Origin of the sequence: Solirubrobacter phytolaccae (genome assembly GCF_027587195.1) — a bacterium.
In the GTDB taxonomy this organism is placed as follows: Bacteria; Actinomycetota; Thermoleophilia; order Solirubrobacterales; family Solirubrobacteraceae; genus Solirubrobacter; species Solirubrobacter phytolaccae.
In genome coordinates, this window is the sequence record NZ_JAPDDP010000003.1 from 167967 (window position 1) to 193135 (window position 25169).

The 25169-nt window shown below is 71.7% G+C and carries 26 protein-coding genes; 10 read left to right on the top strand and 16 right to left on the bottom strand.

Going from position 1 to position 25169, the window contains the following annotated elements; genetic code table 11:
* Positions 1-10: 10 nt before the first annotated feature.
* Genes OJ997_RS02750 through ileS form a run of 3 tightly spaced genes read right to left on the bottom strand, consistent with a single transcriptional unit; the run spans position 11 to position 4580 of the window.
* The gene (locus OJ997_RS02750) at positions 11-748 is read right to left on the bottom strand and encodes a hypothetical protein (protein WP_270023466.1); all 738 of its coding nucleotides are present in this window, start codon (positions 746-748) and stop codon (positions 11-13) included.
* 1 nt (position 749) lies between these two features.
* Positions 750-1448 (bottom strand): hypothetical protein, encoded by a 699-nt coding sequence (locus OJ997_RS02755; RefSeq protein ID WP_270023467.1) that lies wholly within the window; start codon positions 1446-1448, stop codon positions 750-752.
* Positions 1449-1484: 36 nt separating this feature from the next.
* The gene (gene ileS, locus OJ997_RS02760; protein ID WP_270023468.1) at positions 1485-4580 is read right to left on the bottom strand and encodes an isoleucine--tRNA ligase; all 3096 of its coding nucleotides are present in this window, start codon (positions 4578-4580) and stop codon (positions 1485-1487) included.
* Between the two features lie 44 nt (positions 4581-4624).
* On the opposite strand from ileS, the gene OJ997_RS02765 reads away from it, so the two are divergent.
* On the top strand, positions 4625-5065 hold the full coding sequence (locus tag OJ997_RS02765) for a hypothetical protein (RefSeq protein ID WP_270023469.1): 441 nt from the start codon (positions 4625-4627) through the stop codon (positions 5063-5065).
* Positions 5062-5793: a polyphosphate kinase 2 family protein gene (locus tag OJ997_RS02770; protein ID WP_270023470.1), complete on the top strand. Its 732-nt coding sequence runs from the start codon at positions 5062-5064 to the stop codon at positions 5791-5793. The genes OJ997_RS02765 and OJ997_RS02770 overlap by 4 nt, the downstream gene beginning before the upstream one ends.
* 76 nt (positions 5794-5869) lie before the next feature.
* Here the strand turns inward: OJ997_RS02770 and OJ997_RS02775 are convergent, their stop codons facing one another.
* The 6 genes from OJ997_RS02775 to OJ997_RS02800 all read right to left on the bottom strand — a co-directional run bounded on the left by OJ997_RS02775 (position 5870) and on the right by OJ997_RS02800 (position 11102).
* The gene (locus OJ997_RS02775) at positions 5870-6247 is read right to left on the bottom strand and encodes a hypothetical protein (RefSeq protein WP_270023471.1); all 378 of its coding nucleotides are present in this window, start codon (positions 6245-6247) and stop codon (positions 5870-5872) included.
* A 17-nt stretch (positions 6248-6264) separates the two neighbouring features.
* Positions 6265-7563 carry an MATE family efflux transporter gene (locus tag OJ997_RS02780; protein WP_270023472.1) on the bottom strand — a complete coding sequence of 433 codons (1299 nt, stop codon included), beginning with the start codon at positions 7561-7563 and terminating at the stop codon, positions 6265-6267.
* Positions 7560-7988, bottom strand: coding sequence for a (2Fe-2S)-binding protein (locus OJ997_RS37315; protein WP_372517862.1), 429 nt, complete (start codon positions 7986-7988; stop codon positions 7560-7562). Before OJ997_RS37315 ends, OJ997_RS02780 begins: the two co-directional genes overlap by 4 nt.
* A gap of 89 nt (positions 7989-8077) precedes the next feature.
* Positions 8078-8824: an FAD binding domain-containing protein gene (locus tag OJ997_RS02790; protein ID WP_270023474.1), complete on the bottom strand. Its 747-nt coding sequence runs from the start codon at positions 8822-8824 to the stop codon at positions 8078-8080.
* Positions 8821-9144, bottom strand: coding sequence for a hypothetical protein (locus OJ997_RS02795; protein ID WP_270023475.1), 324 nt, complete (start codon positions 9142-9144; stop codon positions 8821-8823). The genes OJ997_RS02790 and OJ997_RS02795 overlap by 4 nt, the downstream gene beginning before the upstream one ends.
* Positions 9141-11102 (bottom strand): xanthine dehydrogenase family protein molybdopterin-binding subunit, encoded by a 1962-nt coding sequence (locus tag OJ997_RS02800; RefSeq protein ID WP_270023476.1) that lies wholly within the window; start codon positions 11100-11102, stop codon positions 9141-9143. The genes OJ997_RS02795 and OJ997_RS02800 overlap by 4 nt, the downstream gene beginning before the upstream one ends.
* A 26-nt stretch (positions 11103-11128) precedes the next feature.
* Between OJ997_RS02800 and OJ997_RS02805 the strand changes: the two genes are divergently transcribed.
* Positions 11129-11956, top strand: coding sequence for an alpha/beta fold hydrolase (locus tag OJ997_RS02805; protein WP_270023477.1), 828 nt, complete (start codon positions 11129-11131; stop codon positions 11954-11956).
* On the opposite strand, the gene OJ997_RS02810 is transcribed toward OJ997_RS02805, so the two are convergent.
* Together OJ997_RS02810 and OJ997_RS02815 are read right to left on the bottom strand one after the other, a co-directional pair.
* Positions 11953-12948 carry a DUF294 nucleotidyltransferase-like domain-containing protein gene (locus OJ997_RS02810; protein WP_270023478.1) on the bottom strand — a complete coding sequence of 332 codons (996 nt, stop codon included), beginning with the start codon at positions 12946-12948 and terminating at the stop codon, positions 11953-11955. The two genes, OJ997_RS02805 and OJ997_RS02810, sit on opposite strands and share 4 nt — an antisense overlap.
* A gap of 1 nt (position 12949) precedes the next feature.
* Complete coding sequence (locus OJ997_RS02815; protein ID WP_270023479.1) at positions 12950-13642, bottom strand: IolE/MocC family protein; 693 nt, start codon at positions 13640-13642, stop codon at positions 12950-12952.
* A gap of 109 nt (positions 13643-13751) precedes the next feature.
* Between OJ997_RS02815 and OJ997_RS02820 the strand changes: the two genes are divergently transcribed.
* On the top strand, positions 13752-14204 hold the full coding sequence (locus tag OJ997_RS02820; protein WP_270023480.1) for a winged helix-turn-helix transcriptional regulator: 453 nt from the start codon (positions 13752-13754) through the stop codon (positions 14202-14204).
* On the opposite strand, the gene OJ997_RS02825 is transcribed toward OJ997_RS02820, so the two are convergent.
* Positions 14201-15619, bottom strand: coding sequence for a flotillin family protein (locus OJ997_RS02825; protein ID WP_270023481.1), 1419 nt, complete (start codon positions 15617-15619; stop codon positions 14201-14203). The genes OJ997_RS02820 and OJ997_RS02825 overlap by 4 nt on opposite strands.
* A gap of 1 nt (position 15620) precedes the next feature.
* Positions 15621-15848, bottom strand: a complete 228-nt coding sequence (locus OJ997_RS02830) for an NfeD C-terminal domain-containing protein (RefSeq protein WP_270023482.1) — start codon at positions 15846-15848, stop codon at positions 15621-15623.
* Positions 15849-15898: 50 nt separating this feature from the next.
* On the opposite strand from OJ997_RS02830, the gene OJ997_RS02835 reads away from it, so the two are divergent.
* From OJ997_RS02835 to OJ997_RS02850, 4 genes are all read left to right on the top strand, one after another.
* Positions 15899-17227: a class II fumarate hydratase gene (locus OJ997_RS02835; RefSeq protein ID WP_270023483.1), complete on the top strand. Its 1329-nt coding sequence runs from the start codon at positions 15899-15901 to the stop codon at positions 17225-17227.
* Between the two features lie 124 nt (positions 17228-17351).
* Positions 17352-18005, top strand: a complete 654-nt coding sequence (locus tag OJ997_RS02840) for a GNAT family N-acetyltransferase (protein WP_270023484.1) — start codon at positions 17352-17354, stop codon at positions 18003-18005.
* Positions 18002-18772 (top strand): GNAT family N-acetyltransferase, encoded by a 771-nt coding sequence (locus tag OJ997_RS02845; RefSeq protein WP_270023485.1) that lies wholly within the window; start codon positions 18002-18004, stop codon positions 18770-18772. The genes OJ997_RS02840 and OJ997_RS02845 overlap by 4 nt, the downstream gene beginning before the upstream one ends.
* Positions 18757-19659, top strand: a complete 903-nt coding sequence (locus OJ997_RS02850) for a DMT family transporter (RefSeq protein WP_270023486.1) — start codon at positions 18757-18759, stop codon at positions 19657-19659. Before OJ997_RS02845 ends, OJ997_RS02850 begins: the two co-directional genes overlap by 16 nt.
* On the opposite strand, the gene pdxH is transcribed toward OJ997_RS02850, so the two are convergent.
* The 3 genes from pdxH to OJ997_RS02865 form a co-directional block, all read right to left on the bottom strand.
* Positions 19610-20185 carry a pyridoxamine 5'-phosphate oxidase gene (gene pdxH / locus OJ997_RS02855; RefSeq protein WP_270023487.1) on the bottom strand — a complete coding sequence of 192 codons (576 nt, stop codon included), beginning with the start codon at positions 20183-20185 and terminating at the stop codon, positions 19610-19612. The two genes, OJ997_RS02850 and pdxH, sit on opposite strands and share 50 nt — an antisense overlap.
* A complete protein-coding gene (locus OJ997_RS02860; protein ID WP_270023488.1) occupies positions 20182-21645 on the bottom strand; it encodes an NAD-dependent succinate-semialdehyde dehydrogenase in 1464 nt (487 codons plus the stop codon). Before OJ997_RS02860 ends, pdxH begins: the two co-directional genes overlap by 4 nt.
* 67 nt (positions 21646-21712) lie before the next feature.
* On the bottom strand, positions 21713-23359 hold the full coding sequence (locus OJ997_RS02865; protein ID WP_270023489.1) for an acetolactate synthase large subunit: 1647 nt from the start codon (positions 23357-23359) through the stop codon (positions 21713-21715).
* A gap of 61 nt (positions 23360-23420) precedes the next feature.
* On the opposite strand from OJ997_RS02865, the gene OJ997_RS02870 reads away from it, so the two are divergent.
* Together OJ997_RS02870 and OJ997_RS02875 are read left to right on the top strand one after the other, a co-directional pair.
* Positions 23421-24800: a SpoIID/LytB domain-containing protein gene (locus OJ997_RS02870; protein WP_270023490.1), complete on the top strand. Its 1380-nt coding sequence runs from the start codon at positions 23421-23423 to the stop codon at positions 24798-24800.
* 45 nt (positions 24801-24845) lie between these two features.
* Positions 24846-25169: collagen-like triple helix repeat-containing protein (locus tag OJ997_RS02875; RefSeq protein ID WP_270023491.1), on the top strand; the 324-nt coding region annotated here is incomplete at its 3' end.

Below are 25169 nucleotides of genomic sequence, written 5' to 3' on the forward strand. Positions count from 1 at the left end.
CGTTGCCGCGCTAGGGCTCGACCGTGACGGTCGTGGCAACACCGAGCACGGTGACGCGATACACGCCGGGCTCGAGTCCGTTCAGCCCCACGCCGACGATCTCACGCCTCCCCGGTTCGAGCAGCGTCACGGCCGGCAGATCGACGCAAGTCGGCTGCGCGCTCCCGGGCGGCAACACGGTTCCCGCGCAGTCGGAGAGGATCGCGTCACCGTCAAGCGTCGTCCAGCGCGGCCGCAGGATGGCGGGTACGCCGAAGCAGCCCGGGCCGCGGCTCGTGATCTCGGCCGTGACCGCGCCACCAGCCTTGACGACCGTCGGCGTGATGACGATGTCGGCACTTCCGGCATCACCCCCGGCGCACGGGTCGGATGCCGGCACCGAGGGCGGCGGCGTCGCCGTCGACACGGGCGCGACCGTCGGTGTGGGAGCGGGAGCGGCGACCGTGACGGTGCGCGATCGCAGACGCTTCCCGTCCTTCACTCGCAGCGCGTAGGTGCCGACCCGTCCGAGCGTCGCCGACAGCGTTCCTCGCTTCAGACTGCGCCGGGCCACGGTCGCAATCGGCTTGCCGGCCGCGTTCGTGCGCACCACCGAGACCGCCACCTTGCGTTTGGCCGCCACGGTGATCGCGATCTGCTCACCCGGCTTGTACTCGCGCTGGGCGGGCCAGGTGATCTTGGTCGCCGCCGCGTTGGCCGGCGCGGCGAAGAGCAGCAGCGCGGCGAGCGTGAGGAGCGCGGGCCGCATCTCAGGCCACCACTTCGAACTCGGGCCACGTCGCGGCACCCTCTTCGAACAACCGGTACTTCCCGGGCGCCGCGTCCGCGGCCACGGACAGGACCTTCGTGAACACGGCGCCCTTCGAGAACAGGAAGGCGATGCTCGGGACCGGCTGCTGCCACGGGACGGGCTGCCACGTTCCATCGGGCTGCTGGGCCTCGAGCCCGTAGCCGAGGCCGACGGCCCAGCAGCCGTCGCTCGTGTTCACGATGGAGTACGGCTTGATCTCGCCGGGACGGATCGTCGTGATCGCGAACTGCACGTCGACGGTCTTGACGGTCGCCGGGGCGCAATCCCACGGCGACGGCGCCTTCGCGGCGGGCGGCGTGACCGGAGCCGGCGGCTCGGGCGGCGCGACCGCCTTGACCGCCCGGCTGCGGACGCGCGCCCCGTCGTCCACGCGGACCGCGTAGGTGCCGGCGGCGGCGAGCTTCGCCTTCAACGTGCCCGCCTTTAGGCTGCGCTTGGCGACGCGGGCGATCGGCTTCCCGGCGGCGTTCGTCCGGACCACCGAGACCTGCACCTTGCGTTGCGCCTTCACCGTGACGGCGACTTCATCGCCTGGCTTCACCTCACGATCGGAGGGCCAGGTGACCTTGACCGACGCGGCCTGAGCCGGCGCGGAGACGACAAGCAGTGCGAGGAAAGTGAGAAGCGCGGTCCGCATGCGCTGAGTACTAGCGGACACGCGCCAACACTGAACCTAAAGATTCGCCCTCTGGACGGCTATATGAAGTGACCGTCCCTCGATGGTCACGGGTTCGACGCCGCCGGCGCCGTTGTACTCCGCCTCGACCGCGAGCGTCTCGCGCTTGACGTAGGCCTCGTGCTCGCGTGCGGCGGCCAGCAGCTCCTCGTCGCCGCCGAGGCCGAGCGTGATCCGATCCTCGACCTGCAGGCCCGCGGACTTGCGCGCGTTCTGGATCGCGTGCACGATCTCCCGCGCCAGGCCCTCGCGGCGCAGCTCGTCGTCGAGCTCGAGCTCGAGCGCGACGGCGTGCGAGCCCTCGCGTTCGAGCTGGTAGCCCTCGAGCGGGCTCATGGCGAGCATCAGGTCGTCCGCGCCGAGCTCGTGGTCGTGCCCGTCGATGCTGATGGCGACGGTTGCGCCGCCGCGCAGCGCGTCGGCGACGTGCCCCGGATCGAGCGCGGCCACGGCGGCCGCGACCTGCGGCATCTGCTTGCCGAAGCGCGGGCCGAGCGCACGGTAGTTGGGCTTGACCTCGTAGGAGCCGAGCTCGTCGGCCTGCGAGACGTACCGCAGCTCCTTGACGTTGAGCTCCTCGCGGGCGACGTCGGCGAGCTGCTCGATCGCGTCCCGTTCGGCGCCGGACGCGACGACCACGGCGGCGCGCAGCGGCTGGCGGACCTTCAGCTTGGCCTGGCCGCGCGCGGCGAGGCCGAGGCGGACGGTCTCGCGCACGGTCGCCATCGCGAACTCCAGCGCCTCGTCGCGCTCCCCGGGCTCGGGCCAGTCGCACAGGTGCACGCTCGGCTCGGTGCCGTCGAGGTTGCCGTAGATCTCGTCCGCGATGAACGGGACGAACGGCGCGAGCAGCTTCGTGACCGTGACCAGCGCGGTGCGCAGCGTGGCGAACGCAGCCGGGTCGCCGTCCCAGAAGCGGCGACGCGAGCGGCGCACGTACCAGTTCGAGAGGTCGTCGACGAAGGCCTGGATCGTCTGGCCGGCGCGCGTGGCGTCGTAGTGCTCCAGGCGGTCGGTGACGGTCTCGACGGTGGCGCTCAGGCGCGAAAGCACCCAGCGGTCCAGGTCGTTCGCCGGCGCCACGTCCTCCGGCGCCACGTCGTTGACGTTCGCGTACAGGACGTAGAAGCCGTACGTGTTCCACAGCTGCAGCAGGAACTGACGCAGCGACTCACCGACGGTGTCGGTGTCGAAGTTGTAGCCGTCCCACGGCAGCTTGGTGGCCAGGAAGTACCAGCGGAAGGCGTCCGCGCCGTGGCGGTCGATGACGTCCCAGGGCACGACGATGTTGCCGAGCGACTTGGACATCTTCTTGCCCGTCGGGTCGGCGATGTGGCCGAGGCTCAGGCACGTCTTGTAGCTGGACTGGTCGAACAGGAGCGTGCTGATCGCGAGCAGCGAGTAGAACCAGCCGCGCGTCTGGTCGATGCCCTCGCAGATGTAGTCGGCGGGGAACTGCTGCTCGAACTTGTCCTGGTTCTCGAACGGCGCGTGCCACTGCGCGAACGGCATGCTGCCGCTGTCGAACCAGACGTCGATGACCTCGGGAACGCGGCGGAGCGGCTCGCCACCGGTCGGCGACGGGATCGTCACGTCGTCCACGAACGGGCGGTGCGGGTCGTCCAGCTCGACGCCTGAGAGCTCCTTGAGCTCCGCGAACGAGCCGACGCAGACGGTCTCGCCCGCCTCGTTGCGCCAGATCGGCAGCGGCGTGCCCCAGTAGCGCTCGCGGGACAGCGCCCAGTCCACGTTGTTCTCGAGCCAGCGACCCATGCGGCCGTGCTTGATGTGCTCCGGATGCCAGTCGACGCTCTCGTTGGCGGCGAGCAGGCGGTCCTTGATCTGCGACGTGCGGATGTACCAGGACGGCTTGGCGTAGTAGAGCAGCGGCGTGCCGCAGCGCCAGCAGTGCGGGTAGGCGTGGAAGAGCTTCTCGGCGCGGTACAGGCGACCGCGCGCCTCGAGGTCCTTGATCAGGTCCTCGTCGGCGTCCTTGACGAAGCGGCCCGCGTACTCCCCGATCCGCTCGTCGTAGGTGCCGTTGGACTGGACCGGGTTGATCACGGCCAGGCCCTGCTCGGCGCCGAGGCGGAAGTCGTCCTCACCGAAGGCGATCGCGGTGTGGACGATGCCGGTGCCGTCGTCGGCGGAGACGAAGTCGGCGGGCAGGACGGTGTGGCCCTTCTCGCCGTACTCGGAGGCCGGGATGTACGGGAACGGCGGCTCGTAGCCGGCGCCGACCATGTCCGCGCCCTTGAAGCGGTCCACGACCTGCGCGCCCTCGCCGACGACGCGGGCGACCAGCGCCTCGGCCAGCACCTCGCCGTTGCTCGTGCGCACGTAGGTCAGCTCGGGGTCGACGGCGACCGCGGCGTTGGAGACGAGCGTCCACGGAGTGGTGGTCCAGACGAGCAGCTCGTCGCCCTCGCGCAGCACGCCGTGCGGCTTGTTGATCGGGTAGCGGACGAAGACGCTCGGGTCCTCGACGTCCTTGTAGCCCTGGCTGACCTCGTGGGAGGACAGCGCCGTGCCGTCCTTCGGGCAGTACGGGACGACCTTGAAGCCCTCGTACAGCAGGTCCTTCTTCCACAGCTCGCCCAGCGCCCACCAGACCGACTCGACGTAGTCGGTGTCCAGCGTGCGGTACGGGTCATCCAGGTCGACCCAGTAGCCGATCCGCTCGGTGAGCTTGGTCCAGTCCTCGAGGTACTCGAAGACCGACTCGCGGCACTTCGCGTTGAACTCCGCGATGCCGTACTCCTCGATCTCCTTCTTGTCGTCGATGCCGAGTTGCTTCTGCACGGCGATCTCGACTGGGAGGCCGTGGCAGTCCCAGCCGCCCTTGCGGTAGGAGTAGAACCCGCGCATCGTCTTGTAGCGCGGGAAGACGTCCTTGAAGACGCGGGCGAGGACGTGGTGCGAGCCGGGCTTGCCATTGGCGGTCGGCGGGCCCTCGTAGAACACGTAGGGCGGCGCGCCCTCGCGGCGCTTGAGGGACTCGTTGTAGACGTCCAGCTCACGCCAGCGCTCGAGGACCTTCTCCTCGAGCTCCGGGAAGGAGACGTTCTCGGGCAGGGGGCGATGGGGCGGCACTGGTGTCGAAGTCTAGGCCGCGCGGTAGGTTCGAATCCGTGACGATGAAACGGGGACTCGCGCTGGTGTCTGCCGGGCTGGCCTTCTTCCTGCTGTTGCTGCTCGGGATCGTGTTCTTCACGCGCGACGAGGACAACTTCCAGGCGGACAACCTGCTGGCCGAGGACTTCACGCTGGCCGTGAGCCAGGCGGCCGAGGAAGGCGGGCGCCTGGAGCTGCGCACCGTGGCCTCGTTCCCGTACGACCGCGTGCTGCTCGTCCAGCCGGGCACGCCGCGTGAAGCGATCTCGCGGGAGCTCGGCCGCGAGTGGACCGGGATCGACACCGTCGACGGCGGCGATCTGCTGATCTTCCTGCGTGATGACGAGGTCGTGCGCTTTGCCGATTACCGCGGGACCGGACGCTTCGAGGGCTTCGAGCGGCCGTTCGACGAGCTTCCGGCCGAGCTGGCCGTGGACGCGGGGCGGGTGATCCGGCCCGGATGAGCGGCGCACTCGACGCGTTGGACCTCACGCTGAAGCTCTCGCGTGAGGAGGAGGCGGAGCAGCTCAAGGCCGCGCAGCTGCGGATGCTCGAGCTGCGGCTGCAGCTCGGCGGGCAGACCGCGAAGGAGCTCGGGCCGCCGCTGTGCGTGCTCTTCGAGGGCTGGGACGCGTCCGGCAAGGGCGGCGCGATCAAGCGGCTCGTCGACGGGCTGGACCCGCGGCACGTGCGCGTCGTCCAGTACGCGGCGCCTACGCCGGACGAGAAGCGCCACCAGTACCTGCTGCGCTTCGGCTCGGCGCTGCCGGGCTGGGGCGGGATGGCGGTGCTCGACCGCTCCTGGTACGGGCGCGTGCTCGTCGAGCGCGTCGAGGGCTTCGCCACGCAGGCCGAGTGGGAGCGGGCCTACGGCGAGATCAACGACTACGAGCGGGCGCTCTGCGAGGACGGGATGATCCTCCTCAAGTTCTGGCTGCACGTCTCGGCCGACGAGCAGCTCAAGCGCTTCAAGGCGCGTGAGAAGGACCCGCTGAAGTCCTGGAAGCTGACCGACGAGGACTGGCGCAACCGCGGCAAGCGCGCGGAGTACGAGACCGCGATCGAGGAGATGGTCCGGCGCACGTCGACGGACGTCGCGCCGTGGTCGCTCGTTCCCGCCGAGTCCAAGCGCTACGCGCGGGTGGCGGTGCTGAACACCGTGATCGAAGCGGTGGAGAAGCGGCTCGCCTAGCGCGAGTTCGCGGGCGGCCCCGCGCCCCGCTCACGCTTCGCCGAACTCGCCTAAGCATCGCCCCCTGGGCGATGCGTCAGCGCCGGTGGGCTTTGCGCGCCTGCTTCTGCGCGCGGGTCTTCTGCCGCATCTTCTTCTTGGCCGCCTGGGTGTGCGGCTTGCGGGCGCCGGTGCCCTCGGGGACCACCGGGCCGGCGGTCGCGATCTCGGGCGCCTTGCTGCGCGCGTCGCGCGTGATCAGCACGCCCATGACGCCGAAGCCGACGACGAGGGCGCCAAGGATGATCCAGAGCGTGCGGCTGCCGGTCTCGCCGGTGTCGACGGTCGTCGTCGGGGCCGGCGTCGCGGTGGGCTCAGCCTGCGGCAGTGGGCCGAACGCGCCCGACTGGGCCGACGCCGGAGCGGCGACGGCGAGGACGAGCAATGTGGTGATGAGGGCGATCCGTCGCGTCATGGGCGTCGACAGGGTAGTCAAGCGCGCGCTCCTGTCAACGCCCAATGTGAGCCGAGGAACCTTCCGCCGCACGTAACTAGCCGAACGGCGATGAGCGCGGCGAGGCCCCACCAGATGCCTTCGATGCCCCAATCGTTGCGGTAGGTGAGCACCACGATCGGCAGGTAGACGGCCGCGGCGGCGAGCATTCCCCACATCAAGAAGCGCGTGTCGCCGGCGCCGATGAGGATGCCGTCGAGCGCGAACACCGCGCCGTTGAACGGCATCGTGAGCGCGAAGATCCACCAGATCTCGCGGGCCTGGGCGATCACCTCGGGGTCGTTGGTGAACAGGTCGGGCACGAAGTCGCCGAGCGCGACCAGGATGAGGCCGAAAAGCGCGCCGATGACCACCGACCAGCCGATCATGCGGGTGGCCGCGGCCCGCGCCCCGGTCGCGTCGCTCGCCCCGAGCATCCGTCCGACCATCACCTGGCCGGCGATCGCGATCGCGTCGAGCACGAGCGCCAGGAACACCCACAGCTGGAACGCGATCTGGTGCGCGCCGAGCGAGGCGGCGCCGATCCGGGCGAGCACCGCGCTGCCGACCAGGAAGGAGCCGGTGAGCGCGGTCGTGCGGACGGCGATCTCGCTGCCGATCTTCATCAGCGGGCGCATCTTGTCGGGGTGCGGGCGCTCGAGCCCGGCGCGGTACTGGACCGCGAAGAACGCCCCCGCCATGCCGACCTGGGCGATCACCGTGCCCCACGCCGAGCCCTTCAGGCCCCAGTCGAAGCCGTACACGAACAGCAGCTCGAGCACGACGTTGACGCTGTGCGCGGCGAGCAGGATCAACAGCGGGGTCTTCAGATCGCCCGTGCCGCGGAGGAAGCCCTGTGCCGCCGAGGCGAGCATGAACAGCGGCGCGCCGATCGCGCTGATCCGCAGGTAGAGGACGGCGCCCTCTTTGACCTCGCCCTCGCCGCCCATGAGGCTCACGATCGCCGGGGCGAAGACCTCCAGCAGCGCGAGCAGGACCAGCCCGATGCCGAGCGCGAGCCACAGCGCCTGCGATCCGAGCGCGGCGGCGTCGTGGGCGCGGCCCGCACCCGCGAGGCGGGCGACCTGCGCAGTCGTGCCGTAGGTCAGGAAGTTGAAGATCGTGAACGCGGTGCTGAGCACCGTCGCGGCGATCGCGAGGGACGCCAGCTGCGTCGTGCCGAGGTGGCCGACGATCGCCGTGTCCACGAGCACGTACAGCGGCTCGGACGCCAGCGCGCCCAGCGCGGGGAGCGCGAGCAGGAGGATCTCGCGGTCGTACTTCGAGCGCAGCTTCATCGCTCGAGGACGGCCTTGACGATGGGCGCGTAGCCCGTGCAGCGGCACAGGTTGCCCGACAGCGCGTGCTTGACCTCGTCCTCGGTCGGCTCCGGGTTCGTCTTCAGGAAGGCGTCGAGCGTCATCAGCATGCCCGCGGTGCAGAACCCGCACTGCAGCGCGTGGTGCTCGTGGAACGCGGCGTGGAGCGGGCCGTGCGGGAGCCCTTCGATCGTCGTGATGTCAGCTTCGTGGACCTGGATCGCGAACGTCAGGCAGGCGCGGGCCGGCTCGCCGTCGAGCTGGACGGTGCACGCGCCGCAGGAGCCGGTCTCGCAGCCGACCTTCGTGCCGGTGAGCCCGAGGTCGTGGCGCAGGAAGTCCGAGAGGAGCGTGCGCGGCTCGACTTCGGCGTGGCGCTGGGTGCCGTTGACGCGAACGGAGATCCGCGTGGTGGTGCGCGGCGCGTCCGCGGACGCCGGCGGCGTGCCGAAGCCCGGGCGGTCGAGGTCCGGCGGTGTGTCGCCCCAGCCGCTCACGCGTGGCCTGCCTCGACGAGCGCGCGGCGGGTGAGCTCGGCGACGAGCGCACGATGGTGGTCGCCGTCGACCAGGTCGGCCGCGAGCGCCGCGGCGTCGGTCGCGCTCGCGCCGGCGCGGACCGCGGCCTCGGCCTCGCCGGCACGCCCCGCGCCGAGGACGGCGTCCGCCGCGCGGTCGGGCTCGAGCACCACGGCGACCGCGGCGTCGGCGAACGAGCCGCTCGTGCGGGCGTACGCCACGAACGCGCTCTTCGCGAAGGGCTGCAGCCGCGGGACCTCGATCGCCGTCAGCAGCTCACCGGGGCCGAGCTGCAGGGGGCCGTGGACCGCGCGGCCGCTGGAGAGCGTGAAGCGGGCGTCCAGGGCGATGAGCGCGCAGATCAGCTCCGCGCGCGGGTCGGCGTGCACGACCGAGCCGCCGATGGTGCCCCGGGCGCGGGTCGCCGGGTGCCCGACGTGGCGGACCGCCTGGCGCAGCAGCGGCCAGCCGCCGGCGATCAGCGTCGAGCGCTCGAGCGCGGCCTGGCGGACGGTGGCGCCGATCCGCAGCGCGCCGCGGCGGCGTTCGATCAGCCCGGGGATGCCGCTGATGTCCACAAGCCGGCGTGGCCGGACCAGCCGCTGGTTCATCAGCGGCACGAGGCTCTGCCCGCCGGCGAGCACGCGGCTGTCGCCGTCCAGCGCGGCCACGGCTTCGTCCCACGAACCCGCGACGACGTACTCGAACGGCGCGGGCTTCACCGGCGCCTCCTCGCGGCCAGCAGGGCGAGGCCCGCCGCCGCCACGCCGGCCGCGACCACCCGCGCGCGTCCCGAGCCGGCCGGCGATCGCTCGGCGTCCTCGTCGACGATCTCGCCGGTGAGCACCTTGACCTCCAACGCGAATTCGGGCGCGGGTTTGAAGTCGCTGGGCGACGTGACCTTGTCCGCCCGCACGGTGAAGCTCTCGCCCGCCCGGCGGAAGACGGCCGTGCGGGTGTCGTGGTCGACCTCCTCGAGCACGACCAGCACGCCGTGCTCGTCGCGGCGGCGCGGCTCGGCGATCAGCTCCTCCCACGTCATCGCAGCGCCCGCCAGACCTTCTCGGCCGTGAACGGCGGATCGAGCCGCATGCCCACGGCCGCCGCGACGGCGTTGGCGATCGCGGCCGGCGCGCCGATCGTGCCGCTCTCGCCGATGCCCTTCGCGCCGAGCGGGTTGTGCGGCGACGGCGACTCCAGGAACGCGGTCGCGAACGCGGGGATCTCCCCGGCGGTCGGCAGCGAGTAGTCGTGCAGCGTCGCGGGTGCGCCGTCGACGGCCTCCAGCAGCGACGCGCCGAGGCCCTGCACCGCACCGCCGACCACCTGCCCCTCGGCCAGCAGCGGGTTGATGATGCGGCCGGCGTCGTCGACGGCCACGAGCTTGACGACCCGCACCGCGCCCGTCGCCGGGTCGACCTCGACCACCGCGACGTAGGCGCCGGACGTGAAGACCTGCTCGGATTCGAAGCGCGCGACGCCCGGCCCGCCGGCGAGGAGGTCATCGGCCGCCGCGGCCACGGCCGAGCCGCCCATCGCCGTCGAGCGGCTCGCGAACGAACCCACGCCGTCGGCGACCTCGTCCGTGTCGCCGGTGATCACCGTGATCTGGTCGACGTCCAGGCCGAGCTTGTCGGCCGCGATCTGGGCGAACACGGTCTCGTGGCCCTGGCCGGCGGGCACCGAGCCGACCCGGACCTCCCCGTCACGCGTGACCGACGCGTGCTCGAACAGCCCCGCGGAGCGCTCCACGCACATCGCCACGCCGATGTGGCCCTCGGGCTCGCCGACGAGCTCCAGCGCACGGTCCAGGCACGCCTCGAAGTCGCCGGAGTCGTACGTCCAGCCGAGCGCGGTCCGGTGCGGGAAGGCGCGTACGAAGTTGCGCCGCCGCAGCTCGATCGGATCGACCCCGAGCTGCCGCGCGGCCGTGTCCATCGCCGTCTCGATCAGGTACGCCGCCTCCGGCCGGCCGGCGCCGCGGTACGGCCCGGTCGGCACCTTGTGCGTCCGCGCGCCGGTGACGAACACCTCCACCGCCGGGATGTCGTAACAGCCGGCGAGGAGCATCGCGGTCGTGTGCGGCGGGATCGGCGTGCTCGGCAGCAGATAGGCGCCGAGGTCCGCCAGCACGCGACCGCGCAGCGCGAGGATCCGCCCCTCGGCGTCGAAGGCGAGCTCGACCACGCCACTGATCCCGCGGCCCTGCGGCGCGGCGAGGAAGTTCTCGCGCCGGTCCTCGATCCAGCGCACCGGCCGTCCCAGCTCGCGCGCGGCGAAGGCGACGAGCGGCGTCTCGACCGGCAGCGTCCCCTTCGAGCCGAACCCGCCGCCCACGTCGGGCACGATCACGCGCAGCTCGTCCTCGCTCATCCGCAGGCTCTGCGCGAGCTGCGCGCGGGGACGGTGGGCGCTCTGGGAGGACGTCCAAACCGTGAGCCGCCCGCCCTCCATCGCCGCCAGCGCGCCGCGTGTCTCCATCGGCGCGGCCACGAGCCGCGGGATCACGCGCTCGCTGCGCACGACGTGCGCGGCCCGCGCGAACGCGCCCGCCACGTCGCCCTCGGACTTCTCCCAGCGCACCATGGTCTCCCCGGCACGCGGGTCGTCCACCGCCGGCAGCGGCTCGTACTCCACCTCCACCCGCTCGGCGAGGTCCTCGGCGAGCGCCCGGCTCTCCGCGACCACCGCCGCGAGCGGCTGCCCGACGTACCGCACGATCCCGTCGGCCAGCACCGGATGCGGAATCGGCTCGACCGTCAACCCGGGCGGGGGCACGATCTGCGGCGGCGCCACCCGCCCCGCCACCGACGCCGCGGTGAAAGTTAAACGTCCTGGACGTTTAAGTTCGAATCGCGCATGGGGGTGCGGGGAGCGCACGAACGCCATGTGCAGGGCGTCCGGCAACTCGATGTCGTCCAGGAAGCGGCCGCGACCGGCGAGCAGCCGCGCGTCCTCGCGACGACGGACGGGCTGACCGAGGGTGCTGGCGACTCCCACGCCGGGCGAGGTTAACTGTCGCCGCGGTGAAGTTGCGGCTGTACCACCATTCCGACGGCGCCCGGATCGCGTATCGCGAGGCCGGAACCGGTCCGCCGCTCGCGCTCCTGCACAGCCAGGGACTCACGCACCGCGAGTTCGAGCCGGTCGTCGACGCGCTCGCGCATCGGCACCGGGTCGTGCTGCCGGACCTGCCGCTCCACGGGGATTCCGAGGATCACCCGCGCCACCCGTACTCGCCGCAGTGGCTGACCGACGTGCTCGCCGGGTTCCTCGCGGAGACGTGCGGCCCCCGGCCCGCGGTCGCCGGTCACGGGATCGGCGCGCAGCTCGCGCTCCGGGCGATCCGCGAAGGCCGCCTCACGCCCGCGAAGCTCGTGCTCCTGCCCGCGCCGCTGCACACGCGCCCGGATCGCAGCGGGATCGAACGCGTCGGCCGGGTCGCCGTGAAGGCCGCGGTCGTGCCCGGTGCCGACCGCGTGCTCGCCCGCGCCGCCGCGCTCGCCCTGCGCCCGAGTCGCGCCGACCGCCTGACCGCCACGGGCGCGCCCGGCGTCCGCGACCTGCACCGCCACGCGCAGATGGAGCTGGGCGGCGACCGCGTGCGCGCCTGGGCCAAGGCCGCGCGCCGCTGGCCGCGCGCTGGGGACCCCGACGTGCTGGACGGCCTCGACTGCCCGGTGCTGCTGCTCTGGGCCGACCACGACCCCGTCCACCCGCTCGCGATCGCCGAGGACGCCGTCAAGCGCATCCCGGGGGCGCACCTGCACGTGCTCGCACGCACCGGGTTCCTGCTCGCCTACGACGACCCGGTCGGCCTCGCCCGCGAGATCACGGCCTTCTGTGGGCCTTAGAAGACGGAGTACGCCCGCGCGACCTGGGTGAACTGCGGCGTCTCGAACAGCAGCGCGAGCAGCGCGTCCTGCAACGTCTCGCCAGAGCGGCGCGCGTCCATGAACGTCGGGGAGCGCTTCGCGTCCTCACGGCGCAGCCCGGCCAGGTGGGAGCGGCAGGCTTCGTCGCCGAGGATGCCGAGGAACTGGTCGTAGGCGCCGAGGGCACGCGCGCCGGCGTCCGCCTTGTCGGCGACCAGGAACGCGTAGGCCACGCGACTCGTCGCCGGCACGCTGAACTGCTCGGCCAGGAAGGTGGCCATGTCCGCGCGCCCGAACCGCTCACACAGCAGGAGCGGCAGCAGCCCGGAGGCGAACAGGATCTTGCGCGAGTTGCGCAGCTTCGCGTTGCGCAGGCCCCAGCCGCTGCCGCCGCGCTCGCGCTCTTTGCCCGCGAAGTCCACGCAGATCGTGCGCCAGTAGCGGACCACGTCGTTGAGGAAGAACCGCGGGACGGTGCGGTCTCCGACCCACTCGTTGACGTACCCGCCGATCAGCTCGGTCCGCACGCGGTCATAGAACGCGGCGCCGTTGAGCGGCTGGGACTCGAGCAGCAGCAGGATCCGGCGCGTGAGGTTCTTGTTGTCGTCGCGGTCCAGCCCGATCCGATCGATCAGGTGCCGCGCGCTCGCCGCCTTGCCGAACACGCCCTCCGCGCCCGGCTGGGCCGTCAGCGCGTTCGCGATCTCCGCCAGCACGGCCACGTCGACCGTGTCGTCCTCGACGAGCAGGAGCCAGTCGTCGTCGCTGCCGTCCACCAGCTCGTGACGACCCCACGACCCCATCAGGCACAGCGAGCTCGTCGCCGGGACGCGGACCCCCGCCACGGCCTGGCTGCGCTCCTCCAGCGCCGCGGCGGTGCGCTCGCGCGCGGCCGTCAGGTTCGGGAATTGCGCGCCGGTGCGGCGCTGAAGCTCCGCGAGGGCCTCGCCGGCGGCGAGGTCCAGCAGCAACTCACGCCGCCTCGAGAATCCACGGCACGTCGACGCAGCGCTCGAGCACCTCGGCGAACAACGCCTCGTGCTGACCGAGCAGCGGGACGTGCTCGCACGCGGGCGTCAGCGAGCTCACGTGCACGTGGGTGAGCCGGAGCCGGAACGCGTCCAGCAGCTCATGACCCAGCGCCATCGACGGGTCCAGCGACCAGACGTGCGCGACATCCAGGCAGAAGCCGGCTTCCGGCAGCAGCTCGAACAGCGCCTCCAGCTCGGCGACCGTCGTGCCGGCCTCCTTGCGCGCGTCCATGTTCTCGATCACCGCGCGGCGACCGAGCGCGCGGAACGCCTCCGGCTCGCGCAGCGTGTCCGGGTGCAGGACGATCGCGTCCACGACCGGGGGAAGCTCGGCCAGGGTCCGCGCCAGCGCGCGATCACCCGTCTCGACGTGCTTGGTCGGCGCGTGCACGCTGACGAAGCGGAACGGCAGCCACGGGTCTTCATCCAGGAACGCGGCCAGGCCCGGCAGCTCGTGCCCGCTGAGCGCCGCCAGCTCCACCGCGGCCCCCGAGAAGTCTCGCGCCGCCTCGACGAGCGCCGCCCAGTCCTCGCGCAGGTCGGCCAACGCGCCCGTGGACAGCCCGGCACGCAGATGGTTCGCGACCAGCCCACGGGAAGACGTCATGGCATGCGGCGCGACCAGGAGCGACATGACCGACACCCTACGGGTGACTCCGGACGGCTTCCGCATCGACCCAGCAGTTTGCGGAAGTCCCTGCAGACCCGCGTCAGGACGACAGACCGCTACCGTTTCCTCCACGATGTACGAGCTGGATCGCCCTATCAGCTGCTCGATCGGCCGCGCCATGGACATCCTCGGAGAACGCTGGACGTTCCTGATCCTGCGCGAGTCGTTCTACGGGATCCGTCGCTTCAGCGACATGCAGCGCAACCTCGGAATCGCCCGCAACATCCTGTCGACGCGCCTGCAGACGCTCGTCGCCAACGGGATCCTCGAGCGCGTCCTCTACCGCGAAGACCCGCCCCGCTACGAGTACAAGCTCACGGCGGCCGGACGCGACCTCTACCCCGCGATCGTCACGCTGATGCGCTGGGGCGACCGGCACCTGTCGGAGGAGCCGCCCGTCGTGCTCCGGCACAACTCCTGTGGGCATGAGGCGGACCCGCTCCTCGTGTGCGCGCACTGCCACGAGGAGCTGGACCCGCATCAGGTCACGCCGGAGCGCAACGTGGATCTCGCCGCCGCGCCTTAGGCGGCGGGCTTCGACTCCTCCTTCGCGGCCTCGGCGGCGGCCTTCGCCCCGCTGCGGCCGCGCTGCAGCGCGGTCTGCGCCATGTCCAGCGCCGGCCCGGCCTGCCCGATGACCTGGGCGATGATCTCGCTCATGCCCTGCGCGCCGTTGAGCACGGTGAGGTTGTCGATGTGCTTGAAGGACTCGGCGGCGGCGCGGACGATCTCCGGCAGCTGCTCGGCGAGCTGCTGGCCGATGACAGCGTCCGCTTCCTTCTCGAGCGCCTCGGCGCGCTTGGCGATCGCCTCGGCCTCGGCCAGGCCCTTGGCCCGGATCGACGCGCCCTCGGCCTCACCCTTGGCCTTGGTCGCCTCGCCCTCGGCGATGCCGCGCTGGGTCGTGATCCGCGCCTCGGAGGCGCCGATCTGCTCGATCTGCTTCGCCTTGGCGGCGGCCGCGAGCTCGACCTCGCGGGCCTGCGCCTCCGCGATCGAGATGCGGGCCACGCGCTCGGCCTCCGCCTGGACCTGCTTCTCGTAGGCGGCGGCGTCGGCCGGCTTGCGGATCTGCGTGTTCAGGCGCTTCTCCTCGCGCTCGGCCTCGAGCTCGGCGACCGCGGTCTCCTGCACGACGACCTGCTTGCGCGCCTCGGCGTCGGCCAGCGGGCCGGCCTGGGCGGACTGCGCGGACTGGGCGTCGATCTCCGCCTGGTAGGCGGCGCGCTTGATCTCGGAGTCGCGCCGGGCGGCGGCCTTCAGCGCCTCGGCCTCCTGCTCGCGCTCGGTCGCCTCACGGTCGGCCGCGGCCGCCGCGATCCGTGCCCGCATCTGCACCTCGGCCGCGCGCGGCTCGCCGAGCGCCCGGATGTAGCCCGTCGGGTCGATGATCTCCTGGATCTGCAGGGAGTCGATGACCAGGCCGAGCTTCTGCATCTCGTCCGCCGACGCGTCCCGCGTGGACTGCGCGAGCTCGTTGCGGTTGGCGATCAGGTCCTCGACGGACATCGAGCCGATGATCGAGCGGAGGTGGCCGTGGAAGACCTCGCGGACGAGGTCGTGCATCTGACCCGACTGCGCCTCCAGGAAGCGCACGCCCGCGTTGGTGATCGAGGCCTCGTCGTCGCCGACCTTGAAGATCGCGACGCCGCGCACGCCGACCGGGATCTTCTGCGAGTCCACCCCTTCGACCTCGAGCAGCGCCTTGTCGGCCTGCATCCCGAGGTACTGCGCCTTCTGCATCACGGGCACGACGAACGCGCCTCCACCCGTGATGATCTTGAAGATCCGGTCGCCGACCGCCCGGCCCTTGACGCCGAAGCCGGTGACGATCAGCGCCTCGTCGGCCGCGGGGACCTTCCAGAGCACCTTGAACATCAGCGCCAAGAGGAGTGGCACGGCGACCACTGCGACGATGATCGCGATCAGCGTGGGTGACACTTCACGACTCCTGATTTAGAGGGGTGACGACCACGAGCCGGGGCGGCACGTAGTCGACGACGGCGATCTCCGTGTACGGAGCGATCGTCCCGTTGTCCGCGTCGCGCGCGAGAAACGCCTCGACGCCGCCGCGGATGGCGACCATGACCTCGCCCGTGCGACCTGGGGCGATCCCTCCGGTCGAGGTGACCCGGCCGTGGCAGCCCAGTGGCGACTGTTGGGTGGACAAAGCAGCGCTAGCGTACGGGTTCGCAATCGACGGATGACGCGGAGGAGCCCATGAGCGTGCAGGACACCCCGACGGAGCTGTGGGGCGGCGAGACCACCAAGGCCGTCGCGAACTTCCCCGTTTCAGGAGAACGCGTTCCGCTGCCGGTCGTCCGCTGGCTCGGGCGCATCAAGGGCAACGCCGCGCGCGTGAACGCGGAGCTCGGCCTGCTGGACGCCGCGCTCGCCGAGAAGATCGCCGCCGCGGGCGACGAGATCGCCGCCGGCAAGCACGACGCCCAGTTCCCGATCGACGTCTTCCAGACCGGCTCGGGCACGTCGTCGAACATGAACGCCAACGAGGTCATCGCGTCGCTCTCGGGGGCGCACCGCAACGACCACGTGAACATGGGGCAGAGCTCCAACGACGTCTTCCCGTCCGCCGTGCACCTCGCCGCGCTGGACGAGGTCACGAACACGCTGCTGCCGGCGTTGACGCAGCTCGAGGCGTCGTTCGCCGCCAAGGCCGAGGCGTTCAAGGACCTGGTGAAGTCGGGCCGCACGCACCTGATGGACGCGGTCCCGGTGACGCTGGGGCAGGAGTTCAGTGGCTACGCGGCGCAGATCCGGCTCGGTCGTCGGCGCGTGGAGAACGCGCTGCCGCAGGTCGCGCAGATCCCGCTCGGCGGCACCGCCACGGGCACGGGCCTGAACACGCACAAGGACTTCGCCGCCAAGGTGCGCGAGAAGCTGTCGGCCGAGACCGGCCTGACGATCTCCGCGCCCGAGGACCCGTTCGAGGCGCAGGGCAACCGCGACGCGCTCGTCGAGCTGTCCGGGGCGCTCAAGGTGATCGCGGTCTCGCTGACCAAGATCGCCGGCGACCTCGCGCTGATGGGCTCCGGCCCGCGCGTCGGCATCGGCGAGCTCTTCCTGCCCGAGCTGCAGAAGGGCTCCTCGATCATGCCGGGCAAGGTCAACCCGGTGATCCCGGAGGTCGTGCTCCAGGTCAGCGCGCAGGTGATCGGCAACGACACCGCGATCACGGTCGGCGGCCTCCAGGGCCAGTTCGAGCTCAACGTCCGCATCCCGCTGATCGCCCGCAACCTGCTGCAGTCGATCCACCTGCTCTCGACGACGGCGAAGATCTTCGCGGAGAAGTGCGTGGACGGGATCGAGCCGAACCTGCCCGGTCTGGAGCGCTCGGCCGAGAACACGCTCGCCGTCGCGACGGCGCTGAACCCGTTCATCGGCTACGACAAGGCCGCCGACATCGTCAAGGACGCCGCGGAGAACGGCGGCACCCTGCGCGAAGTGGCCCGCAAGCACGGCGTGGACGACGAGACGCTCGACAAGGCGCTCGACCTGCGCAAGATCGCGGCGGGCTCGTCCGCTGACTGAGCGGCTCGCAGCGATCGACGCGTTCCTCGACGCGGCGCCGCGCAGCGCGGCCCGCGTCGAGGAGGTCGGCCCGTTCACGCTGTTCGTGTCCCGCGCGCCGTGGCCGTACTACGCGCGACCGCGAGTGGGTGACGGGGTCCAGGACTTCACGCTCGACGACGTCGCCGCCGTGCGCGCCCGTCAGCTCGAGCTGGGCCTGCCGCAGATGTTCGAGTGGGTGCACGAGACCGCGCCGACGCTGCGCGACGCGATCGACGCCGACGTGATCGAGGCGCCGCTGCTGGTGCTCGACCGCGCGCAGTGGCGGCCGGTCGACCCGCCGGGCGGGCTGGAGCTGCGGCTGCTGGACGCCGACGACGAGGCGCTGGCCGCCGCGCTCGGCGTCGAGCACGTCGCGTTCGGCGCGCCCGGCACCGCGCCCGGCCCCCAGGCGATCACCGAGCGGGACGTGTACGAGGTGGACGCCGCGCGGCTCGAGTACACACGCACCCGCATCCGCCGTGGCACGAGCGTCACGGCGATCGCCACCGGCGAGTACGGCCCGGTCGCCGTCGGCACGCTCCGGCCCGTCGGCGACGTGGCCGAGATCGTCGCGGTCGCCACGCTGCCCGCCGTGCGCCGCCAGGGCCTGGGCGGCGCGGTGACGGCGATGCTGGTCGAGCACGCGCTGAGCAGCGGCATCGAGACCGTGTTCCTGAGCGCGGCGAGCGACGACGTCGCCCGCGTGTACGAGCGCCTCGGCTTCCGACGGACGGGCACGGCGTGCTTCGTCCAATGAACGCGATCGAGACGTACTACGACGCCGTGCCGCGCTCCGCGGCACGGGTCGAGGAGATCGGGCCGTTCACGCTGTTCGTCGGCACCGGCGCTTGGCCGTACTACGCGCGGCCGCGGCTGGGCGTCGTGCACGAGTTCACGCCCGTGGAGATCGAGACCGTGCGGGCGCGGCAACGGGAACTGGGCGTGCCCGAGGCGTTCGAGTGGGTCGACGAGACCACGCCGTCACTCCTGCCCGCCGCGCGCGCGGCGGGGCTCGAGGTGATGGAGGCGCCGCTGATGGTGCTCTCCGGCGCCGTCCCGGCTGCGGTGCCGGACGGCGTGACGGTGCGGACGATCGACGCCGACGACCGGGCGCTCCCCGCCGCCGTCGTCGCGCAGGACCGCGGCTTCGGCGGCACCGGCGAAGGCACCGACGGCCGCGCCGACTTCCTGCGCGAGCGCCTGCGCGCGGGCCTGACCCGGATGGCGATCGCGGAGTCGGCCGAAGGCGTGCTCGCCGCCGGCCAGCATCAGCCCGTCGGCGACGTGACCGAGATCGTCGGCGTCGCGACCGTGCCGGAAGCGCGCCGCCGCGGGCTGGCCGGCGCCGTGACCGCGCAGTTGGTGGCCGACGCCACCGCGCTCGTCGCCGCCGCGCGCCGGGCCGACTCGGCCGCGAGCGGTACCGCCGGCCCCGTCGTCTTCCTCTCGGCCGGCGAGGACGCCGCGCGGGTCTACGCGCGCCTCGGCTTCGAGCGCCGCGGCACGGCGTGCATCGTCGGGTAGTCGACCAGCCCGTCCTGGCGGGCGTGCTGGGCGCGATCGTCATCGCCTTCAGCGCGATCCTCGTCGACCTCGCCGACGTCTCGCCGGTCTCGGCCGCGCTCTGGCGCTGCGCCTACGCGCTCCCGCCGCTCGGCGTCATCGCCTGGTTCGAGCACCGCAAGTACGGCCCGCGCAGCCGCCGTGAACGCCGGCTCGCGGCCGCCGCGGGCCTGCTCTTCGCCGTCGACATCGTCGTCTGGCACTACGCGATCGAGGACGTCGGGGCGGGCCTCGCGACCGTGCTCGGCAACCTCCAGGTCGTGATCGTCCCGTTCGTCGCCTTGGCGGTGCTCGGCGAGAAGGTGCCCAAGTCGATCCTGCTCGCGCTCCCGCCCGTCTGCCTCGGCGTCGTCCTCGTCAGCGGCGCGCTGGAGGAGGGCGCGTACGGCGCGAACCCCGCGCGCGGCGCCCTGCTCGGCATCGCGACCGGCATCGCCTACGCCGCGTTCCTGCTCGTCCAGCGCCAGGGCTCGATGGACCTCCGCCGCCCGGGCGGCGCGCTGTTCGACATGTCGATCGTGGCGACCGTCGCGTCGCTGGCGCTGGGCCTCGCGATCGGCGCCGACGACCTCGCCCCGTCCTGGCCGAGCGCGGGCTGGCTGATCCTGCTCGCCCTGACCTCCCAGTTCCTCGGCTGGTTGCTGATCACGCTGTCCCTGCCGCGCCTCCCGGCGGCGATGACCTCGATGATCCTCACGATCCAGCCGATCGGCTCCGTCGCGCTCGGCGCCGTGCTCCTGTCCCAGGAGCCGTCGGTGCTTCAGCTCCTGGGCTGCGCCTTCATCCTGAGCGGCCTGCTCACGGCGACAGTCGGCGGGCGTGCCAGGCGCCGTCCGCACCCCGCGTGAACGCCTCGCGGTCGTGCAGGCGGTTCGGGCGGCCCTCCCAGAACTCGATCGCCTCCGGCCTGAGCAGGAACCCGCCCCAGTGCGGCGGGCGGGGAACGGTGGCCGGGTACTCGGCCTCGAAGGACGCCAAGCGCGCCTCGAGCCACTCACGGTCCGGGATCGCCTGCGACTGCTGGGACGCCCAGGCGCCCAGCTGGGACCCGCGTGAGCGCGAGGCGAAGTAGGCGTCGGACTCCTCGTCGCTCAGCTTCTCGACCGGGCCCTCGAGCCGGATCTGGCGCTGGAGGGGCTTCCAGAGCACGGCGAGCGCCGCGTGCGGGTTCGCCACGAGCTCCCGGGCCTTGCGCGACTCGTAGTTCGTGAAGAACTCGACGCCGCGCTCGTCGATGCCCTTGAGCAGGACGAAGCGCACCGACGGCACACCTTCGGGGGTCGCCGTCGCGAGCGCCATGGCCTCGGGTTCAGCCACCCCCGCGGCCGCCGCGTGCTCATACCAATGCTGGAACTGCGCCAGAGGCTCGTTCACATCGCCATCGCTACGTACTTGACCTCGAGGTACTCGTTGATGCCCTCGGGGCCGCCTTCGCGGCCGAAGCCGCTCGCCTTGACGCCGCCGAACGGCGCACTCGCGTTGGAGACCATGCCCTGGTTGAGCCCGACCATGCCGGTCTGGAGCCGCTCGCACACGCGGAAGGCGCGCTTGATGTCCTGGGTGTAGACGTAGGCCACGAGGCCGTACTCCGTGTCGTTGGCGGCCGCGATGGCCGCGTCTTCGCTGTCGAAGCCGATTACGGGCGCGACCGGGCCGAAGATCTCTTCCTTGAGCAGACGCGAGTCCGGCGAGACGTCCGAGAGGACCGTCGGGTCGAAGAAGTAGCCGGCGCCGTCGCGCGGACCGCCGCCGACCAGCGGGCGAGCGCCGCGGTCGGTCGCGTCGGCCACGAGCTCGGCGACCTTGTCGCGCTGCTTGGCGTCGATCAGCGGGCCGACCTTGACGTCCTCCTCGGTGCCGCGCCCGACCTTCATCTCGCCGAGCTTGGCGGCGAGCTTCTCGGCAAACTCCGCGGCCACCGACTCCGCGACGTGGAAGCGGTTCGCGGCCGTGCAGGCCTCGCCGATGTTGCGCATCTTGGCGATCACGGCGCCCTCGACGGCGGCGTCGAGGTCCGCGTCCTCGAAGACAAGGAACGGCGCGTTGCCGCCCAGCTCCATCGACGTGCGCAGCAGGCCCTTGGCCGACTGCTCGACGAGCTTCTGGCCCACCGGCGTGGAGCCCGTGAAGGTCAGCTTGCGCAGGCGCGGGTCGTTGATGAGCGGCTCGGAGATCTCCCCCGAGGACGAGCCCGTCAGCACGTTCAGGACGCCGTCGGGCAGCCCGGCCTCCTGGAAGATCTTGGCCAGCGCCAGCATGCTCAACGGCGTCTGCTGCGCGGGCTTGATGATCATCGTGCAGCCGGCGGCGATCGCCGGGCCGATCTTGCGCGTGCCCATCGCGGCCGGGAAGTTCCACGGCGTGATCGCGTAACACGGCCCGACCGGCTGCTTCATCGTGATCAGCCGCCCGACGCCGTTCGGCGCGGTCCCGAAACGGCCCTCGATCCGGACCGCCTCCTCGGAGAACCAGCGCAGGAACTCCGCGGCGTAGGTGATCTCGGCCTTGGACTCGGCCAGCGGCTTGCCCATCTCGAGCGTCATCACGAGGGCGAGGTCGTCCGCGTTGGCGGTCATCGCCTCGAACGCCCGGCGCAGGATCTCGCCACGCTCACGCGGCGGGTGCGTGGCCCACTCGTCCTGCACGGCGCAGGCCGCGTCGAGCGCCGCGCGGGCGTCGTCCGGCGTGGCGTCGGCGACCGACGCGATCGCCTCGCCCGTCGACGGATCCTCGACGTCCAGCGTCTCCCCGCCCGTCGCGTCCCGCCACTCGCCGCCGATGAACAGCTGCGTGGGGACGGCGTCGACCGCCGTCTTTTCCGTCGTCGCACTCATGTCTTCACCTGGTTCGTGGGCCCCTGGGCCACGCGTGTGGGCCCTCGTCCAACGGTCTTCAGGGTCCTCATGCTGCCACCGTCTCCGTTCCGAGCTCCTCCGAGATGGACACGTCAAGCGAGTAGTCGATGGGCACGACGATCAGGCTCGGGAGCTCCAGCGACAGCGCGTGCCGCAGGTGCCGACCGAAGTCCTCGACCGACTCGCAGCGCCAGGCCGGCATGCCGAAGGCGTCCGCCAGCTTGACGAAGTCTGGGTTCGTGAAGTCTGTCCCGAAGTGGCGGCCGAACTTCTTGTCCTGCTTCCAAACGATCGAGCCGAACTGGGAGTTCTCCCAAATGACGTTCACGATCGGGGTCTTCAAGCGCACGGCGGTCTCGAGCTCCTGCACGTTCATGAGGAAGCCGCCGTCGCCGTTGACGGTCACCACGTTGCGGCCCGGGTGCACGAGCTTGGCCGCGATCGCCGTCGGCAGCGCGATCCCCATCCCCGCGAGGCCGTTCGCGATCAGCACCGTGTTGGGCTCGTGCGCCGGGAACATCCGCGCGATCCACAGCTTGTGCAGGCCGACGTCGGAGATGAGCATGTCGTGGCGGCCGAGCGCCTTGCGGATCTCCCACAGCGCCCGCGGCGGCTGCATCGGGAACGCGTCGTCGTCCTTGGCCGCCTCGAAGCGCCCGAGCACGATGTCGTCCAGGCGGGAGGCGCTGATCGTGCGCGCCTCGTGCCGGAGCTCGTCCGTCAGGCGGCTGAGGATGTGGTAGAGGTCGCCGACGAGGTCGATCTCGGTGACGAAGTGCTCGTCGACCTCGGGCGGGACGCTGTCGATGCAGATGATCGTCTTGTTGCGCTTCGGGTTCCAGTTGCTGGGTGCGTGCTCGACGAGGTCGTAGCCGACGGTGATCACCACGTCGGCGTCCTCGAAGCCCGCGAGCGCGTAGTCGCGCGACTGCAGGCCGACCGTCCCGCGCGCGTTCGGGTCCTCGAAGTCCAGCGCGCCCTTGCCCATGAACGTCTCCGCCACGCCGATCCCGGTGGCGCGGGCGAACTCACGCAGCGCGGGCGCGGCGCCGACGCGGGACACGCCGTTGCCGGCCAGCACGATCGGGTTGGCCGCGTTGCGGATGAGCTCGGCGGCCGCGAGCGTGTCGCCCGCGCTCGGCTCCAGCCGCCGCTCACGCTTGCTCGTCGGCAGCGGCCGTGCGTCCGTCTCGTCGTCCATGACGTCCTCGGGCAGCTCGATGTGCGTCGGGCCCGGCTTGGGCTCCTGCGCCACCTTGAACGCCTTGCGGACGACCTCCGGGATCACGCCCGCCCCGTTGAGCCGCGTGTTCCACTTCGTCACCGGCTTGAACATCGAGACGATGTCGATGTGCTGGTGGGACTCCTTGTGCATGCGCTGCAGGTCCGCCTGCCCGGTCAGCGCGACCAGCGGCGAGCGGTCCAGGAACGCGTCGGCGACGGCGGTGATGAGGTTCGTCGCGCCCGGCCCGAGCGTCCCCAGGCAGACGCCCGCGCGCCCGGTGAGGCGTCCGTACATGTCCGCCATGTAGGCCCCGCCCTGCTCGTGTCGAACAGGAACAAAGGTGACCGAGGAGTCGTGCAAGGACTCGTTCAGATCCAGCGTCTCCTCGCCGGGGATGCCGAAGACGTACTTGACGCCCTCCGCCTCCAGGCACTCCACGAACAGGTCCGATGCCTTGCGTGAGCTCACTCTGGCGCAACTCCTTTCCCGGCGACGTGTCGGGCTAACTTAGATGGCCACGTCCGATCCTATGACCCGAACCCTGCTCGCCACGCTGACGGCGGTGCTGGTGCTCGCCGCACCTGCTTCTGCCCAGTCCTCCAAGACGACATTCACGATCAAGGGCGCCGGCTTCGGCCACGGCGTCGGGATGAGCCAGTACGGCGCGCTCGGCTACGCCCAGAACGGCTGGAGCGCGGCGCAGATCCTCGGCCACTACTACACGGGCACGGAGCTCGGCACGACCGACCCGGCCAAGAAGGTCCGGATCCAGCTCGTCCCGCAGACCAGCTCGGCGCGGATCTCCGGCGTGCGCCAGGCGGGCTCGCGCAAGCTGGACCCGACGAAGACCTACGTGGTCCGTCGTCGCGCGTTGACGGAGGTCGACGTGCTCTCCGGCGGCAAGCGCCTGGCGACCTTCAAGGCGCCGCTCCAGGTCGCGGGCGAGGGTGACGTGACGACGCTCGGCGGGCACGGCTCCTACCGCGGCGTGATGGAGTTCAAGCCGGGCAACTTCAGCGGGCTGACGGTGACCAACGTCGTCGGCCTCGACGACTACCTGCAGGGCGTCGTGCCCGCGGAGTCGCCGGCGTCGTGGCCCGCGGAGGCGTTGCGCGCGCAGGCCATCGCCGCGCGCACCTACGCGATCACGACCGCCAAGAGCGCAGACTTCGACCACTACGCGGACACGCGCTCGCAGGTCTACAAGGGCGTCTCGATCGAGCAGCCGTCGACCAACGCGGCCGTCGCCGACACGCGCGGGCAGATCGTCACCTACCAGGGCCAGCCGGTCGTCACCTACTTCTTCTCGACCTCGGGCGGGCGTACCGAGTCCGTCGAGAACACGTCGTTGGGGCGGGAGCCGCGGCCGTGGCTCGTGTCCGTCGAGGACGAGTTCGACAACGTCTCCCCGCGCCACCGCTGGACGACGAAGCTGACGATGGCGAGCGCCTCCAAGAAGCTCGGCGGGCTCGTGAAGGGGTCCTTCAAGGGCATCCGCGTGACCAAGCGCGGCGTGTCGCCGCGGATCGTGTCGGCCGAGGTGGTCGGCTCGCGCGGCGTGTCGAGGACCGACGGCGCGACGCTGCGCGCCCGGCTCGGCCTCTTCGACACGTGGGCGTCGTTCGCGTCGATCAGCGGCGAGGCGACGGAGCCGACCGAGGGCGACGAGTCCGGCGGCACCACCGCGCCGCCCGGCTTCTCCGCCTTCGTGCGGCCGATCGGCGTGCTGCGCGGGACCGTGATCGCGGGCTCGCGCGCGGTGACGATCCAGGCCCGCCGCGACGGCCGCTGGATCGACGTCGGCGCAACGAAGGTCAAGCGCGGCGCCTACCGCTGGGTGGCGACGACGCCGGGTACGTACCGCGCCGTGGTCGCCGGGGCGAACGGCCCCGCCGTGAACCTGGACTAACGCTCAGGACCACTCAGGGGAAGCGGACCTAATGTCCCGCTTCATATGCGCCGTCCTTCGCCCTCGATGCTCGTCGCCCTGGTGGCGCTCGTCTTCGCCATGACCTCGTCCGCGACCGCCGCGGTGCTCATCACCGGCAAGCAGGTCAAAGACGGGTCCTTGACAGCGAAGGACATCAAGAAGGGCTCGATCACCGCCGACCGGCTAAAGAAGGGTGTGGTCCCGCAGACGACGACGCTCGGCGCGGGGCGGCCCGGTGACCCGGGCCCGGCGGGCGCGACCGGGCCGGCCGGAGCGACGGGCGCCCCGGGCACGCCCGGCGTGACGATCGACTCGCTCCCCGACGAGGAGATGGTCGCCGCCGGGTGC

Excerpts from the sequence above, each read along its gene's own strand:
- OJ997_RS02750 (WP_270023466.1), bottom strand. The coding sequence starts at position 748 with ATGCGGCCCGCGCTCCTCACGCTCGCCGCGCTGCTGCTCTTCGCCGCG.
- OJ997_RS02755 (WP_270023467.1), bottom strand. The coding sequence starts at position 1,448 with ATGCGGACCGCGCTTCTCACTTTCCTCGCACTGCTTGTCGTCTCCGCG.
- OJ997_RS02765 (WP_270023469.1), top strand. The coding sequence starts at position 4,625 with ATGAAACGGGGACTCGCGCTGGTGTCTGCCGGGCTGGCCTTCTTCCTG.
- OJ997_RS02770 (WP_270023470.1), top strand. The coding sequence starts at position 5,062 with ATGAGCGGCGCACTCGACGCGTTGGACCTCACGCTGAAGCTCTCGCGT.
- OJ997_RS02775 (WP_270023471.1), bottom strand. The coding sequence starts at position 6,247 with ATGACGCGACGGATCGCCCTCATCACCACATTGCTCGTCCTCGCCGTC.
- OJ997_RS02780 (WP_270023472.1), bottom strand. The coding sequence starts at position 7,563 with ATGAAGCTGCGCTCGAAGTACGACCGCGAGATCCTCCTGCTCGCGCTC.
- OJ997_RS02795 (WP_270023475.1), bottom strand. The coding sequence starts at position 9,144 with ATGACGTGGGAGGAGCTGATCGCCGAGCCGCGCCGCCGCGACGAGCAC.
- OJ997_RS02815 (WP_270023479.1), bottom strand. The coding sequence starts at position 13,642 with ATGTCGCTCCTGGTCGCGCCGCATGCCATGACGTCTTCCCGTGGGCTG.
- OJ997_RS02820 (WP_270023480.1), top strand. The coding sequence starts at position 13,752 with ATGTACGAGCTGGATCGCCCTATCAGCTGCTCGATCGGCCGCGCCATG.
- OJ997_RS02835 (WP_270023483.1), top strand. The coding sequence starts at position 15,899 with ATGAGCGTGCAGGACACCCCGACGGAGCTGTGGGGCGGCGAGACCACC.
- OJ997_RS02845 (WP_270023485.1), top strand. The coding sequence starts at position 18,002 with ATGAACGCGATCGAGACGTACTACGACGCCGTGCCGCGCTCCGCGGCA.
- OJ997_RS02860 (WP_270023488.1), bottom strand. The coding sequence starts at position 21,645 with ATGAGTGCGACGACGGAAAAGACGGCGGTCGACGCCGTCCCCACGCAG.
- OJ997_RS02870 (WP_270023490.1), top strand. The coding sequence starts at position 23,421 with ATGACCCGAACCCTGCTCGCCACGCTGACGGCGGTGCTGGTGCTCGCC.